Source organism: Acinetobacter sp. 8I-beige, from assembly GCF_902505955.1.
GTDB classification, from domain to species: domain Bacteria; phylum Pseudomonadota; class Gammaproteobacteria; order Pseudomonadales; family Moraxellaceae; genus Acinetobacter; species Acinetobacter johnsonii.
In genome coordinates this window covers 261,212-276,140 of sequence record NZ_LR732792.1, presented here as the reverse complement: position 1 = coordinate 276,140, position 14,929 = coordinate 261,212, and the positions used below count along the sequence as shown (strand labels likewise).

Annotated in this window: 14 protein-coding genes; 8 read left to right on the top strand and 6 right to left on the bottom strand. The window is 41.6% G+C overall.

What is annotated here, in order from left to right:
- The first annotated feature begins 316 nt into the window (after positions 1 to 316).
- The gene (metG, locus tag GVX98_RS11645; RefSeq protein ID WP_159128162.1) at positions 317 to 2,374 is read left to right on the top strand and encodes a methionine--tRNA ligase; all 2,058 of its coding nucleotides are present in this window, start codon (positions 317 to 319) and stop codon (positions 2,372 to 2,374) included.
- A 64-nt stretch (positions 2,375 to 2,438) separates the two neighbouring features.
- Here metG and GVX98_RS11640 read toward each other — a convergent pair whose 3' ends face one another.
- Entirely contained in the window at positions 2,439 to 3,287 is an 849-nt protein-coding gene (locus tag GVX98_RS11640) for a restriction endonuclease (protein ID WP_159128161.1), read from the bottom strand.
- A 107-nt stretch (positions 3,288 to 3,394) separates the two neighbouring features.
- Between GVX98_RS11640 and GVX98_RS11635 the strand changes: the two genes are divergently transcribed.
- Positions 3,395 to 4,360 carry an MBL fold metallo-hydrolase gene (locus GVX98_RS11635; protein WP_159128160.1) on the top strand — a complete coding sequence of 322 codons (966 nt, stop codon included), beginning with the start codon at positions 3,395 to 3,397 and terminating at the stop codon, positions 4,358 to 4,360.
- Positions 4,361 to 4,464: 104 nt separating this feature from the next.
- Here the strand turns inward: GVX98_RS11635 and GVX98_RS11630 are convergent, their stop codons facing one another.
- The 4 genes from GVX98_RS11630 to GVX98_RS11615 all read right to left on the bottom strand — a co-directional run bounded on the left by GVX98_RS11630 (position 4,465) and on the right by GVX98_RS11615 (position 6,938).
- Positions 4,465 to 5,145, bottom strand: a complete 681-nt coding sequence (locus tag GVX98_RS11630; protein ID WP_159128159.1) for a GNA1162 family protein — start codon at positions 5,143 to 5,145, stop codon at positions 4,465 to 4,467.
- Positions 5,142 to 5,519 (bottom strand): DUF4810 domain-containing protein, encoded by a 378-nt coding sequence (locus GVX98_RS11625; protein ID WP_159128158.1) that lies wholly within the window; start codon positions 5,517 to 5,519, stop codon positions 5,142 to 5,144. The genes GVX98_RS11630 and GVX98_RS11625 overlap by 4 nt, the downstream gene beginning before the upstream one ends.
- A gap of 13 nt (positions 5,520 to 5,532) precedes the next feature.
- On the bottom strand, positions 5,533 to 6,204 hold the full coding sequence (locus GVX98_RS11620) for a CsgG/HfaB family protein (RefSeq protein WP_159128157.1): 672 nt from the start codon (positions 6,202 to 6,204) through the stop codon (positions 5,533 to 5,535).
- 110 nt (positions 6,205 to 6,314) lie between these two features.
- Positions 6,315 to 6,938: a LysE family translocator gene (locus GVX98_RS11615; protein WP_078388386.1), complete on the bottom strand. Its 624-nt coding sequence runs from the start codon at positions 6,936 to 6,938 to the stop codon at positions 6,315 to 6,317.
- Between the two features lie 445 nt (positions 6,939 to 7,383).
- On the opposite strand from GVX98_RS11615, the gene GVX98_RS11610 reads away from it, so the two are divergent.
- Together GVX98_RS11610 and GVX98_RS11605 are read left to right on the top strand one after the other, a co-directional pair.
- The gene (locus tag GVX98_RS11610) at positions 7,384 to 9,003 is read left to right on the top strand and encodes an oleate hydratase (protein WP_159128156.1); all 1,620 of its coding nucleotides are present in this window, start codon (positions 7,384 to 7,386) and stop codon (positions 9,001 to 9,003) included.
- Between the two features lie 145 nt (positions 9,004 to 9,148).
- Positions 9,149 to 9,604, top strand: a complete 456-nt coding sequence (locus GVX98_RS11605; RefSeq protein ID WP_159128155.1) for a DIP1984 family protein — start codon at positions 9,149 to 9,151, stop codon at positions 9,602 to 9,604.
- Between the two features lie 207 nt (positions 9,605 to 9,811).
- Here GVX98_RS11605 and GVX98_RS11600 read toward each other — a convergent pair whose 3' ends face one another.
- Positions 9,812 to 10,015, bottom strand: a complete 204-nt coding sequence (locus GVX98_RS11600) for an NF038215 family lipoprotein (protein WP_004694549.1) — start codon at positions 10,013 to 10,015, stop codon at positions 9,812 to 9,814.
- Between the two features lie 535 nt (positions 10,016 to 10,550).
- Here GVX98_RS11600 and GVX98_RS11595 point away from each other — a divergent pair.
- From GVX98_RS11595 to GVX98_RS11580, 4 genes are all read left to right on the top strand, one after another.
- Positions 10,551 to 11,099, top strand: a complete 549-nt coding sequence (locus GVX98_RS11595) for a TetR/AcrR family transcriptional regulator (RefSeq protein ID WP_058869137.1) — start codon at positions 10,551 to 10,553, stop codon at positions 11,097 to 11,099.
- Positions 11,100 to 11,112: 13 nt separating this feature from the next.
- Entirely contained in the window at positions 11,113 to 12,762 is a 1,650-nt protein-coding gene (locus GVX98_RS11590; RefSeq protein WP_159128154.1) for an MFS transporter, read from the top strand.
- Between the two features lie 32 nt (positions 12,763 to 12,794).
- Positions 12,795 to 13,955: an HlyD family secretion protein gene (locus GVX98_RS11585; protein ID WP_159128153.1), complete on the top strand. Its 1,161-nt coding sequence runs from the start codon at positions 12,795 to 12,797 to the stop codon at positions 13,953 to 13,955.
- 63 nt (positions 13,956 to 14,018) lie between these two features.
- Positions 14,019 to 14,888 carry a 1-aminocyclopropane-1-carboxylate deaminase/D-cysteine desulfhydrase gene (locus GVX98_RS11580; protein WP_159128152.1) on the top strand — a complete coding sequence of 290 codons (870 nt, stop codon included), beginning with the start codon at positions 14,019 to 14,021 and terminating at the stop codon, positions 14,886 to 14,888.
- Positions 14,889 to 14,929: the final 41 nt, after the last annotated feature.

Below are 14,929 nucleotides of genomic sequence, written 5' to 3'. Positions count from 1 at the left end.
GTATTATCGCTGTTAATGGCGTATGAATATAGTGAAAATACGCATTAGTTTTAAGTTCCATCATTTGAGTTTTGAGCAATCCATTCAATCTTTCATTAAAAGATGAACAAGCTGCTTTATGCTGCTTTAGACCATGCATTTCCCATGATTTTTTCAGTATCTTGCTCAAATTAGCGATTGATGCTCAATCTAGCGATCAATTCATATGGGCTTTAGTCTCATTTGAAAACTTTTCACCGATTCACTTGTGCAAGTCGCGGCTATCTAAGGTAAAATCGTTGACCTTATATAAAATACGAATGAGAGAGTCATATCCGTGCGTAATATTTTAGTCACTAACGCCCTACCATACGCCAATGGCCCCATCCATATGGGACACTTACTCGGTTATATCCAAGCAGATATTTGGGTTCGTGCCATGCGTGCAATGGGACACGATGTGACTTATGTATGTGCGGATGATGCTCACGGTACAGCCATCATGCTACGTGCCGAAGCCAATGGTATTTCACCTGAAGATCAAATTGCGAATGTGCAAAAAGAACACATCCGTGACTTTGATGGTTTCGGTGTGCATTTCGACCATTATGATTCAACCCATAGTGATGAAAACCGCTCTCGTGCTTCTGAAATTTATGTAAAAAACCGCGAAGCAGGCAATATTGCCATCCGTCCTGTCAACCAGCTTTTTGACCCTGAAAAAGGCATGTTCTTATCGGATCGTTTCATTAAAGGCACATGCCCGAAATGTAAATCGGAAGATCAATATGGCGATGCGTGCGAAGTCTGCGGTACAACATACAATGCGACTGAGCTTTTAAACCCGAAATCAACTTTGAGTGGTGCGACGCCTGTAGAGAAATCTTCGGATCACTACTTCTTTAAACTGCCGAATTTCTCAGAATATTTACAAAAATGGACGCGTGACCAAGGTCGTTTACCTGTTTCAATTGCCAATAAGCTTGATGAATGGTTTGAAGCAGGTTTATCAGACTGGGATATTTCACGTGATGCGCCGTATTTCGGTTTTGAAATTCCAGATGCACCAAACAAGTATTTCTATGTTTGGGTCGATGCGCCGATTGGTTATATGTCGAGTTTTGAAAACTATATCAAAGCTAAACGTCCTGATTTAAGTTTTGACGACTTTTGGAAGAAAGACTCTGACAAAGAAGTCTATCACTTCATTGGTAAAGACATCGTTTACTTCCATGCGCTGTTCTGGCCTGCAATGCTTGAAGGTGCAAACTACCGTACGCCATCAGGTTTATTCGTCAACGGTTTCTTGACGGTGAACGGTCAGAAGATGTCGAAGTCTCGCGGTACATTCATCAAAGCTGAAACGTATTTAGAGCACTTAAACCCTGAATACTTACGTTACTACTTCGCGTCTAAACTGTCAGATAAAGTTGAAGATTCTGATTTGAACTTGGATGATTTCGTTCAGAAAGTAAACTCTGACTTAGTTGGTAAAGTGGTCAACATTGCCAGCCGTTGTGCAAAATTCATCAACACCAAGTTTGATAATAAATTATCAGCAACTTGTGCAGAGCCTGAATTGGTACAAAGCTTTATTGATGCAGGCGACTCAATTGCGAAAGCATATGAAGCACGTGAGTTCTCTGCTGCGATTCGTGAAATCATGGCGCTTGCAGATAAAGCCAACCAATATATCGATGAGAAAAAACCTTGGGCTTTAGCGAAAGTTGAAGGCGAAGAGCAACAAGTACACGATGTATGTTCTGTCGGTATTAACCTGTTCCGTCAATTGGCTGTGTACCTTGCGCCTGTACTTCCGACTTTAGCGGCTCAAGTGCAAGCGTTCTTAAAACTAGACCGCTTTGACTTTGCTTCTGCTCAAACAGCATTGGTTGGTCATGAAATTGCATTGTTCCAACCGTTAATGCAACGTGTAGACCCGAAAGCAGTTGCGGCGATGGTCGATGCATCTAAAGACTCTTTAGCAGCTGCGGCTGAACCTGTAAAAGTTGAAAAGAAAAAAGAGAAGAAAGCTTCGACTAAGCCTGAGCCAAAAGTGGGTGAAGCTGAAATTATTGGTATTGAAGACTTTATGAAAGTTGACCTACGTGTGGCTGAAGTTTTAGAAGCTGCAACGGTAGAAGGTTCGGACAAACTTCTTCAATTGACTTTAAATGTTGGTGAAGCTGAACCACGTAACGTATTTAGCGGTATTCGTGAGTTCTACCAACCAGAAGACTTAAAAGGCAAATTGGTGGTGATGGTGGCGAACCTTGCACCACGTAAAATGCGTTTTGGTATTTCTAACGGTATGGTTTTAGCTGCTGGAAACGGCGAAGGTGTTTGGGTGATTTCACCTGAATCTGGTGCTAAACCGGGTGATAAAGTGTCTTAAGGTTTAATCCTTAAAACTAAAAGCCTCTACTTTGTAGGGGCTTTTTTAATTTTAAATAGATAGCTTATTTTGAACGTAATTTTAGAAAATCTTGAATGATTTGTTGAATATTTTTATCTTCTACACCTTTCATCGATTGAGCAATTTCATCCCAAGTTTTTTGATTAAGATCAGGATCAATTAAATTAGGTTCGAATACGCCATCTTGCATCATTTGATATTCCGCCTTTAAAATTTTCTCATCCAACCAATTAAGGTTTAGATTTAACCATTGAACTAATTCAATAAAATCCTCAGCTAAATCATTTCCAACTTTTTCTACCATATGAGTTTGTAAATCAATTGGATATTTTTGAGTTCTAGCTTTCTCCAATACATCGAATACTGTTGTTAACAACCAAGCATCTGAAAAGCATGCAACTTCACCAAGTTCACCTCTTAAACCATAATCTTTTCGGATTCTTTTTTTATGTGAGAAATACCTGATATGCAGCAATCTTGCTCTACGAACATAAGTATCAAGAATTTCGTTCTGAATATAATTCTTACTAAGAGTGACAAACTCCTCAAACGTATATAGTTGAATATTTGTATTTTGACATGCCTCAATTGCTCCAGACTGAAATCCAACTTGTGAAATAATAAATCCTTTATCTGCCCCAATATCATCAACAATTGTTCTTAAAGCTAATACTTTTTCTTTTGGAATTTTTGTCTGCCAATATTTAGCTTCTATCACCCACTTAATATTAGTCCCTAAATATTTTGAAGTTACATAAACATCTAAATCATGTTCTGTCCTTACGCCTCTGATTGTTTTGTTTGTTTCAGCTTGCACACCTAAACTTCTAAAATGTTCTGCAATTTTTTCCTGAAAATTGAACCAATCTTTTTCCATAACGTCATTATTCATATCAAATTTCAATTATTTATATATTGTATCAATTGATCTATTAACCCAACACAAAAAATCCTATCATGATAGAAACAACCTATCCCTTTAAAACTTATAAGAAACTTATGAAGACTTTAAAACCACTTTTTCTCGCTTTAACCCTAAGCACAACAGCCATCACCACCCAAGCTGCCGAATCCTCCATCCCCCAACAAAAACAAGTCTCAGGCTATTACCAATACCAAGCAGGTGATGTACAAATCACTGCCCTGCTCGATGGTACTAACTTCATGTCGCCTAAACTATTTCAAAACACTCCAGAAAAAGAAGTACATGAAATTTTAAAGAAATACGCTGCCGACCAAGCCAAAGGCGTACAAACCTCTATAAATGCCTTTTTAGTCAATACAGGTCATTCTCTGGTTTTAGTGGATAGCGGCGCTGCGAGCTGTTTTGGCGCACATTTGGGTTCAGTGTTAAGCAATTTAAAAGAATCAGGCTATCAACCAGAGCAAGTCGATACCATCTTACTGACGCACCTACACCCAGACCATGTGTGTGGTATTAGCCAAAATGGCGTGGCAAACTTTCCCAATGCGACAGTTTATGTCTCGAACGATGAAGCGAACTATTGGCTAAACCCGAAACAAGTCGACAAACTCCCGAAAGAAAAACAAGCCGGTTACTTAGGAACTGTTGAAAAAATTAAACAAGCGATTGCACCCTATCAAGCCAAAAACCGCTTCAAAACGTATCAACTGGGCGATCAAGTTCAAGGCTTTAAAGTGATTAATACCGCGGGGCATACACCCGGACATTTTAGCTATGAGTTAAAAACCAAAGATGAAACGGTGGTATTTATTGGTGACATTGTGCACTCTCATACTGTGCAATTCGCCAAACTAGAAACCGCAATCGATTATGATATCGACCCGAAAAAAGCAGTGCAAACCCGCTTAAAGCAATTTGCGGAATATGCAAAAGGCGGGCAAACCATTGCAGCACCACACTTGCCATTCCCTGCTATTGGACATATCTATTCAGTAGATGGGAAAAGCTATCAATGGATTCCTGTGCATTTTAAAGATTAATTTGTACGAAAATCGTCTCTTCTTTGGGCTGAGAGTTAAAAGGCTCTTCAAACCAAATATAAGTTTGTTAAATCATAAAAATCCCCTCATTTGAGGGGATTTTTTTACTGCTGTGGACTCATCGAATTTTGTACAAAATGCGGAGAGCGAGGGCCATATAGCAACCCTTTTTGCTGCATCAACTGCGGAGCATACAACTGCGTACTCACACTGTTAGACAGCACATAGGCTTTGTCCGATAGGTGATTTGAAATTTGGTCAATTAAAGCACCTACTAACATTCCGACTAGACCCGCGTTGCTATTATTATTGGCTTGTTGGATTTTTTCCTGACCTTCCCATAATAATGCTCCGGTTTTTAAATCAACCAATTTTGCCTCGACCGCAACGGTCGAAACGGATTGAATCACCTGATACTTAGAACCATATTCTTTGACTTTGACATACAGTGCGGCATCCGCTCCAAAAATTTCATTAAGTTTCTGAATTGGAATTTGCTGCGCATCATAGCCGTTGGTTACGCCATTTTCTTTAAATAGCGTATCGACCACAGAAATGGGGAACACATAATAGCCCGCTTCTGCTACAGGTAAGGTCACGGTAGACCAATACCCATAGGTTGCCCGTGTATCGGGTGACTCATTCACAGGCGGCAACACCAAAATAGATTTTGGCATATTGGCATGATATGCAGATAAGTCACGTTTACTTTTAGGCGTCGTAGCGCAACCTGTGAAGAGTGTCACTGCAAGGCCAAGTACGCATAGTTTTTTGAAATTTTTCACTTCACACCCCCTGCCGCAGACTGAGCCGTCATTTTTTTCAAAAGACGATCCATTAATACTGTCGACTCTGGGTAAGTTTGGCGTTCAAGCTCAAAATACTGAACAGCACGTGGCCCATTATTGATATTTAAATTCAATAAACCCAAATGCGCATACAAGCCCGGAGGCACTGCTGCATTTTTGGCTTTGGCTTTTTCAATATCTTTTTCAAGTTTGCCAATCTGTTCTTGTGGAGAAGTCTTTTCTGGCAGACTCAACATCAAATAGGTTTGCTGCGGGTATTCGCCCCAGCTATATAACGATTTTGGCGCTGAAACACAGCCCACCAAAGTCATGGTGCAGATCGCACCTAAAACCAATACGATTTTTTTCATTGATTCAAACCAATTACTGCGCAGACCACTTATTGGTTTGAATATCCAACACCAAATTATTAACCGCTTCGCGTACAGCCAAATCTAGAACTTTACCATTTAAAGTTGAGTCATAAGAAGCGGTAGAACCAAAACCTAAAATTTCACGTTCACTGAGTGCATACTCGCCTGCGCCTTGCACAGAGTGAACAATTTCTGCTGTTTTTACATCGACAATATTTAAGTTCACTTTGGCATAAGCAATTTGGGTTTTACCACGGCCCAATATGCCAAATAGCTGGTGATCACCAACTTCTTTACGACCAAATTCAGACACGTCGCCCGTTAATACATAACGTGCGCCTTTAATGGCTTGAGATGATTTGGTGAAGCCTGCTTCTTGTTGTAATTCAGCAAGGTTGTCACGGTTTAGGACAGAGAAATAGCCAGATTGCTGTAAATGCGTTTCTAAAATAGTTTTTGCTTGACCACCTAAACGGTCAACATTGTCTGAGAAAATGCCACGCATGTAGCTCGATCGGTTGTCAAATTTCCCTACAGAAACTGGCGTTTTAGTGCCAGTATATTTGACTGTTGCCACTGCCGCTGTTACTTGCGGTGCTTGAATTGTTTTTGACGTTTCTGTTGTTGAACATGCAGATAATGCTAAGCCACTCAAAACGGCCAAAAATATAGATTTATTCAAAATTTATCCCTCAAATCTTTAATTTAAAAATCATTAAAAAATCAAAGGGATTATAACCATTTAGCTTTTAGTTACCTATACAAAATCCAGTTTTGTTGTTGTAAACCTTATCACTTCATTCCAAAAATAAGTTTTAAACCCAACACCGTCATCACCGCCCCTGCTGCGCGGTCAAATACGGCTTTAAACTTCAAATACACACGGCGCGGCTTTTCAGCAGACAACGCCACTGCAACCAACGAACACCAACCCGCATCAATAAAGAAACATAGGATAGGCAGTACATAATAGTAATAGGTTGGGATTTCTTTGGGTAAAAGTGCAGTAAAAATACTGGCTAGAACAATCGCAATTTTAGGGTTGGAGAGCTGAGTAATTAAACCAGTCATAAAGGCACGGCGTAAAGTCATTGCTTTCGAGCTGGAATGATCTGCCTCAATTGGCTCTTTGGCATGTTTAATAATTTTAAACGCGAGCCAAAGCAAATAGATCCCACCACAAATTTTTAAGGCCAAATACGCTGACGGTACTGCCAACAAAAAGGCTTGTAAACCAAGTACCGCCAACAGACCAAAAACAGCTGCGCCTGTTCCAGTCCCCAATGCGGTAAATAGGCCATGCTTTCGAGAAATCGCAATCGAATTTTTTGCTACATAAATCGACGTCGGTCCAGGGCTCATTGCGCCTAACATTAATGCAAAGGCAATCGAGCCCAAAATCCAAAATGATTCCAAGAGTGACCTCTAAATTGAGAGAATTTATCAGCTGCGATTTTACGCTAAACAAAGTTTTTACGATATTCACTTTATCAGTTATTTTTCACATTTATATCGTGATCAAGCCGCAGCGTGTACGTCCATTATATTTTTTAATGATAAATAAAAAGCCTATTTTTAAAGGAATTCGGCATAGGCAATCGTGAAAACAGCAATAGAGTAATTACTCAACAATAAACTGCAACATCAGTTATTTAGATCATATTCAATTTTAATAAAAAGACAAATGTGTATTAAAAATAGCCATCATGTGCTGATTTTTGATTACAAAATATAATGGGGGAATTGCTTCCCTTTTCATACATTTTTCATATATAAAAAAACTTACTATTTATAAGGTTTTATTTCTAAAAACCACATTTTTTAACTTCATAATTTTTAACATCATAATTACAGGTGAACCATGCAAAATAAGAAGCGCACCCCATTAGACGCGCAACAATCCCATCTTTGGATCATTGGTGGTGGTATCGCAGGTATGGCTGCTGCTGCATTTGCAATCCGCGATGCCAAAGTCCCTGCCAAAAATATCCATATTTTAGAAGAACTCGATATTTCAGGCGGCTCAATGGACGGCGGACATACACCGCATGCCGCGCAAGCTTGGGTAACACGTGGTGGGCGGATGCTGACCGATGAAACCTATCTGTGCCTATGGGACTTATTTTCCAGTATTCCATCCTTGGAAAATCCAGACATTTCAGTGCGTGAAGAATGTCGTGAGTTTAATGAACAAGTGAAAACCCACGCCAATGCACGTTTAATTGATGCCGAACATGTCATTGCGGATGCGGCAAAGCTTGGCCTGAATACGCTACATCGTGCACAAATGCTCCGCTTACTGGCTTCAAAAGAAGAAAAAATTGGCAGCCGACGCATTGATGAGTTTTTTGATGAGGCCTTTTTTGAAACCAATTTCTGGCGCATGTGGCGCACGACTTTCGCTTTTCAAAAATGGCACAGTGCAGCAGAGTTAAGACGCTATTTCTTGCGTTTTATTCAAGAATTGCCACGCATTCATACCTTAGCGGGTGTGAAACGTACTAAGTACAACCAATATGATTCAATGATTCTGCCCCTACAGCGTTGGTTAGTCGCGCAAGGTGTAGATGTACGTTTTGGACACTATGTCACAGATGCAGACTTCATCACCAATGCTGAAACGCAAGAACGCCATGCTTCACGCCTATATGTACAATTGCCTGAAGGCTCAGAGCAGATTAATCTAAAATCCAATGATTTAGCTATTTTCACTTTAGGTTCCATTACCGCGGACTCACGTTATGGTGGTAATCATGACGTGCCTGTCCTCGTTCGTCATCGAGAAGACCATGGCTGGACACTTTGGGAAACGCTAGCACAAAAAGCCCCAGACTTTGGCCGTCCAATGACTTTTTATGGTAATGTCGATGAACATAAGTGGGAGTCTTTCACTCTGACCATGAAAGATGACGTGCTGCTTAAACGCATTGTTGACTATACGGGAAATGAACCAGGCACAGGCGCACTGATGACTTGGTATGAGTCGGGTTGGCATTTATCCATTGTGGTCCCTGCACAGCCACACTTTGCCGACTTACCTGAAGGCCTGTATACCTTATGGGGCTACGGTTTCCAAATTGACCATATGGGCGATTACATCAAGAAACCAATGTCCGAAGCCACAGGGCAAGAAATCCTAACAGAACTGATTAAACAGCTCGGTTTTGACGACATTTTAGATCATGTTTTGGCAACCACCCATGTAACCACTGCCATGATGCCATATGCTTCTGCCCTGTTTGCCTGCCGTAAACCGGGGGATCGTCCACAGGTAATTCCACAAGGCTCACAAAACTTTGCCTTCCTTGGACAGTTTGTGGAAATTGAAGATGACGTGGTCTTTACTGTGGAATATTCAGTTCGTGGGGCGATGCTTGCCATTTATGAATTCTTTGGGGTCGAACGTGAAATCCCTGAAATTTACAACGGTCTGCTTGATCCGAAAGTCGGTTTGAAAGCTTTGGAAACAGTGTTCCACTAAGCTTTTAATCTATAGCGATAAGAGCATGCTTCTTTGCTCTTATCATTTTGAGCAAAATTTCACTTCTTAGAATTACAAAACTCACTTGCAGCTTTGATTGCACAGAGGCAGCATAAGATTCATCTAAAACTTTAAAAACAAATCTATGAAACTAGCAGAAGCACTTTTATTGCGTAGTGATTTACAAACCAAACTCACCTCTTTACAACAACGCATCAACAATAATGTGCTAATCCAAGAAGGCGATGAACTGAGTGAAGACCCCAATGCGCTGATTGGTGAGGCCTTTAGTGTAAATACAGAGTTACATCATCTGATTGAAAGAATTCATGCGACCAATGCTCAAGCTAAAACCAGCACGGGTCAATCCATGCTCAGTGTTTTAAACACACGTGATTTGCTCACACAACAGCATCGTATTATTCAACAGGCCATCGACAGCTCACGACGTGAAAATGGTCGTTATAGTTCGAGTGAAATTCGCTGGGTTAAAACCATTACGGTTGCAGACTTGCAAAAACAAGCCGATGCAATTAGCCAGCAACTCAGGCAAAATAACTTAGAGATTCAAGCTTCAAATTGGCAAATCGAACTGATCTAGCCAATTTGAGCCATAACAGTTTGGGCATATTGGGCGAGTACAAGGCCTTTTATACGTTTGTAAGGCTTTAATTCAACAAACGTTTGCAGGAAGTAAGACGTCTGCTTCACATTTTTACAAATCTGACGTAGCACAATGCATCTTTTATACTGCACATCGCACCTTGCACCACCATGTACTGACAATATGCCTCCCTATTTTCACCTATTAGTACGTATCAGCCTGTGTAGGCGTTTTCTGATTAAAAGCCATTTCTTGTGATGGTAGTTTATAGTCACGATCATGCACAGGAACACCACCAATAATCATGGTACGAGCCTCAGTTCTAGGCTGATTCAAATCCTTTTTTGCATCACACGCGGTCAGTTGAGTGAGCAATAAAACCAATACTAGGGTAGATAAAGTTTTCATCATATCCCCTCATTTATCATTATTGTTCTTTCAGCATAGCACTTTTATTTTTCCAATCCTATCGACTTTGTTACAACTCTTATCCATCTACATGATGGTTCTATGCGAATTTTCTTTATAAAATAAATATCAATCATTCATAGATAAAACAATAAGATAAATGATTTAAGTTAACCAAAATTCGATTTAAATATTTATCCGACGTATTGAAAAAACTATCTTGGCGGAGTCTTATCTTGTTTTATTCAATTTCTTCATCAGCCTGCGGCTCGTCCTACTTTTGTTTAGGTAAAACCATTGTCATCTGCAAAACCTGTTCATTCCTTGGATTTATTCAAATATAGCGAATAAAACATTATCTTATTTACACCATGCAGGTTGTAGATAACGTTTCCGAGTCGCCTATTTCTTATCGAAATTAGATTAAATTAGAAAAAGACAAACTGATTTACAAAATCTTACAGGATTGAATATTTACAACGGACACTTTTGTCCGTTAAATAATAGCACTCCCCAATTAAATGAAATAATCACCATGACCAGTCGGCAACAGCGCGCTGCACAAAACCGCGAGGAATTGCTGGAAGCCGCAGTTCAGGTTTTTCGTACACACGGGATAAATGCGCCCTTACAACAGGTGATTGACGCAGCCAATGTCGGACGGGCGACGTTTTATCGTAATTTTGATGACCGTCGTGCCTTAGTGATTGCACTCATGGAGCAAGCTTTGGAACGTCTTGCAGTTCGTGCTGAAGCGTTTTCTCAATATGAAGATGGTTTTATTCGTTTAATTGAAAACCATGTCTATAACTTGCCGTATTTAACTGCACTGATGGAATATTGGCGGGTGATTGAGCGGAATGATCCCGTCATGGTTGATATCTACGCACGTCGCGATGCGATTTTACAACCGCTGATTGATCAAGCCATTCGACACGGCGTATGCCGCCCCGATTTGACCACTCAAGATTACGCCATGATTACGGCCATTTTAAGGACTTCATTCCAAGGGCTGACCGATATAGAGCAACAACAACTTGCACAACGTGCGATTGAGCTCTTACTCAATGGTATTCGGGCATAAAAGGTCACCACTCATGACACAGCCACCGCGTTTACTCGAACCTGCGCCAAACTGGACAGCCGAAGAAAAACCAACCCTGCCTGGCTCTCCTGCCGTGATCGCGCACTCCACGCCTAAGCGCTTCATATATTTTTTTATTGGTTTGTTTGTCGCACTGTCTGCCAGTCTCAGTAACGGTTTTATTACCGCAAATTTACCCTTAATTCAGGGTGAATATGGACTAACACCCTCTGAGGTAGCATGGATCCCCGCAGCTTATGTGATGGCCAATGTCAGTGCGAACCTGATTCTGTTTAAAGCCCGTCAGCAATACGGTCTACGTCTATTTTCTGAAATTGGCCTACTGATTTTTATTGCGGTTTTGGTTTTACACGTCTTTGTACATACCTTTGAAATGGCCGTACTGGTGCGTTTCATTAGCGGCATGGTTGCGGCACCTCTCAGCTCCTTAGGCATGTATTACATTATGCAGGCCTTTAAGCGGGAAAATTTTGGTCGCAGTATCTATTTGGCTTTAGGCTTTCAGCAGCTTGGTATTCCCTTGGCATGGATCATTTCTCCCTATCTTATTGACGTCAATAACTGGAATGTCCTGTATACCTTTGAAATTGGTTTAGCCCTGTGCTGTTTCGCCATGGTGGTGTCGCTTAAGTTGCCCCGCAGTTTAAGAATTGCTGTTTTTGAAAAACAGGACTTTTTCACCTTCGCCCTGCTTGCGCCCGGTTTTGCTTTTTTGTGTATTGTGCTGACCCAAGGGCCTATCTTGTGGTGGTTTGAAGTGAAGTGGTTGGCCTATTTACTCATTGCAGGGTTCAGCCTGATTGTGATTGGCTTGGTTTATGAGCATTATCGGGTCAATCCATTGATTATGACGCGTTGGCTGGGGACATCATCCACGCTTCGTTTTATCATCGGTGCCTTTGCAATTCGCTTCTTAATGTCCGAGCAAAGCTATGCCGCAGTCAATTTCTTAAAAACTATGGGCATGGGCCCCGATCAATTTGTCCCGCTCTATGTGGTGATCTTTTTAGGCATCGTGTCTGGTACCTTATTTAGTGCGATTACTTTTTCACGTGAACGGATTATTTGGCACCTACTGTTAGCCGAAGCTTTGGTGTTGATTGCTTGCGGGTTGGATTTTCATCTCACCAGCGATATTCGCCCTTCCAACTTCTACGGCAGTCAGTTTTTGGTGGGCTTTGCCAGTGGTGTGTTTATTGGCCCACTCTTGATCACGGGTATCTTAAGCGCCATGCAAAAAGGCCCCACCCATATTGTCACGTTCATTGTTTTATTTTCAGCGACCCAAACTTTTGGCGGCTTAGTGGGTTCATCGTTTTACTCCACCTATCAACAAGTCCGAACCCAAAACTACCGTGCTGAGATGATTCAACAACTCCCCGAAACCAATCCATTGATTGCGCAGCGTCTTTTGGCGTATCAACAAAGTTCGCATACTTACACACTCGATCAGCAGTTAGAGCAACAACAAGCCTTAAGAAATCTAAATCAAGTGGTAACCCGCGAAGCTCAAGTCCGTGCCTATAACGATGTGATTAGTTTCAATGGCGTCGTAACCATGCTGCTGTTGCTGTGGGGGACATTCCTGATTGCACGAAATCAATATCAACTGCGGCAACAAGCGAAAATCGGTCCTGCCTAATGCCATTGCTCCCTATTTATTGAGAAATTGTTATGTCTGAAGATCAAAAACCAATAACTCCCGCTGAAACGACCGCAACGTCTGAAAATGCCTCTCAGCCTGAGCAGCCCGTGGCAGCAGCAACATCGATTACGCCGCCTTCGAGTAAACTGATTCCAACAGCGAAACGTACACTGATCTTGATGTTTTTAATACTTATTATCGGTATCGGAATCATTTTATGGGCATGGAAAATTGGACCATTTGACAGTGCAGTTGAGTCCACTGACAACAGCTATGTCAAAGGTAAAACCACGGTGCTTTCTTCGCAAATTAATGGCTATGTCAAAGATGTGTTGGTCAGTGATTTTGATCACGTCAAAAAAGGACAGGTGTTAATGCATATTGATGCCACCACTTATGACCAAAAAGTCACACAGGCTGAAGCAGGCGTGGATCAAGCGCAGAATGCACTATCCAATCAAAGCCAAAGTATTGCACAGCGTAAAGCCGATATTGTGGCGGCAGAAGCCAAGGTCGAACAGGCTCGAGCAGCGTACCAACTGTCATTGGCACAACAGCAGCGCTATCAACAGTTAGGAGACTCTGGCGCAGCGTCTAAATCGGAACAAGACAAAGCCTTTGCTGACACACAAAATAATTTAGCCTTAATGCAACAAGCACAGGCCAATGTCTTGGTGGCAAAAGAAGCGCTCAAAACCGCACAAGTGGCTGAAACAGGACTCAAAGCGCAAGTAACCAATGCCACTGCACAACTGGATCAAGCCAAAACCACCAAAAACTACAGCAGCATTATCGCCCCGATGGATGGACAACTGGGTGAAGTGAACCCACGCGTGGGACAATATGTGGCCGCAGGCACACAGTTGCTCTATCTGATTCCGCAGCAAACTTGGGTCACGGCTAACTTTAAAGAAACTCAAATTGCCAACATGAAAATTGGACAAAAAGCATGGTTCACGGTGGATGCCCTCAATCATCAGAAATTTACAGGCCATGTCGAGCAAATTTCCCCAGCGGCGGGCTCAGAGTTCAGTGTGCTTAAAGCTGATAATGCGACAGGTAACTTTACCAAAGTGGTACAACGTATTGCTGTACGGATTGCAATTGATCCGAATCAAACGGGCATTGAAAATTTACGCCCGGGCATGTCCGTGATTAGCTCGGTCGATACGCATGCAGCAAAGGATTAATCCTGTGAAAAAAATGCCCTTTTTCACTTACACTAAGCACTCAACCTGATTGATAAAAGTCCTATGTTTGAACAGATTGCGCAGTCCATTCCCTATCAGCACATCAGTGTTGGCGGGATCAATATCAGCATCAAACGTTTAGACTTGGTCCATCCGCATATTTCAGGCAATAAATTTTTTAAACTGAAATACAATCTGTTGGCGGCGCAGCAACAAGGCTATAAAAAACTGCTGACTTTTGGCGGTGCCTATTCCAATCATATTGCCGCGACGGCCTATGCAGCGCAGTTATTTGGTTTTGAGAGTCTAGGCATTATTCGGGGCGAAGAACTAGCCAGTAAATCTTTAAATACAACCTTAAATACAGCACAGCAATTCGGCATGCAGTTGCAGTTTGTAACGCGAGAAGCCTATCGGCAAAAGCAAAGCTCAACCTACTTAGCACAGTTACAACAAGATTATCCTGAGTATTATGTGATTCCCGAAGGGGGAACCAATCCCCTTGCCATTCAAGGCTGCACAGAAATTCTCTCTGATGCGGATCGAGAAAATTTCGATCTGATTTGTTGTGCTGTAGGGACGGGTGGCACCATTGCGGGTCTGATTGAAGCCAGTCATCCACAGCAGTACGTTTTGGGCTTCTCCGCGCTCAAAGGTGATTTTTTGAGTCGAGAACTACAGCAACTGACTGAAAAACGGAATTGGCAAATCACCGATCAATATTGTTGTGGCGGTTATGCCAAAACTACGCCTGAACTCTTACAATTTATCCGTGCTTTTGAGCAGCAATATGACATTCCACTGGAACAAATTTACACAGGCAAAATGCTGTTGGGCTTAACCGATTTAATTCAACAAGGTACATTTCCCCTAGATCATCGTATTTTGGTGATTCATTCAGGTGGGCTACAAGCTCGTTTAGCCACACTTTAGATAGTCCTGAAAAAGCAAAAAAGATGGTCTATAATGCCCTG